Raw genomic sequence first — 657 nt, 5'->3', positions numbered from 1 at the left:
ACGCCGGCCAGGCTGCACTCGTCGGTGATGGCCAGGGCGGCGTAGCCCAGTTCGGCGGCGCGGGCGGCCAGCTCTTCCGGGTGCGAGGCGCCTTGCAGGAACGAGAAATTGCTCTGGCAGTGCAGCTCGGCGTAGCCGGGCAGCAGGGCCAGGAGTTCCGGGGCGTCGGCGGGATCGTCGGGCGGGCGCATGATGGGGTAACGGTGGGGCGGAGCCGCGGGCCGGCGTCAGGCGTATAGCCCGTGCAGGAACCAGCGCGCGTGCTCGGCGTCGCGCTCGCGGTAGATCCAGTAGCGCGCGGCGGCCTCGTCCTCGGCGACGAAGTAGTCGCGCACGGTCAGCTGCGGATCCCACCAGCCGCTTTCGATGCGCTCGGGGCCGCGCATCAGCCGCAGCGCCTGGCCCCGATACTGCGGGCGGTCGCCGGCCAGGCGCAGCGGTTGTGGCGGATCCAGCAGCCAGAAGGGACGGTCCAGCAGCGCCGGCAGCGGCTCGGCGCCGGTGGGCGCTTGCAGCGCGTCGCCCCAGGCATTGGCGGCTTCTGGCCGGTGATCGGCCTGGGGCCGGGCGCGGCGCACGCGCTCGCGGCCGAGTCGCGCGCTGAGCAGGTCCAGCAGCCGCGCCTGGTCCTCCGCCGTGCCGCCGGGTTCGGGAAAC

At 74.6% G+C, this 657-nt stretch carries 1 protein-coding gene and 1 pseudogene; both read right to left on the bottom strand.

The window, feature by feature from the left end; genetic code table 11:
* Positions 1-191 (bottom strand): PHP domain-containing protein (locus tag KDH83_RS31110; RefSeq protein WP_212322960.1); only part of this gene is annotated, 191 nt, incomplete at its 3' end.
* 36 nt (positions 192-227) lie between these two features.
* Positions 228-657 (bottom strand): annotated as a pseudogene (locus KDH83_RS31105) (DNA polymerase Y family protein); the annotation flags it as partial.

The organism is Achromobacter sp. Marseille-Q0513 (assembly GCF_018195695.1).
In the GTDB taxonomy this organism is placed as follows: Bacteria; Pseudomonadota; Gammaproteobacteria; order Burkholderiales; family Burkholderiaceae_B; genus Achromobacter.
Note: the sequence above shows the minus strand (reverse complement) of the source record. Positions and strands in the feature narration are given on the sequence as shown.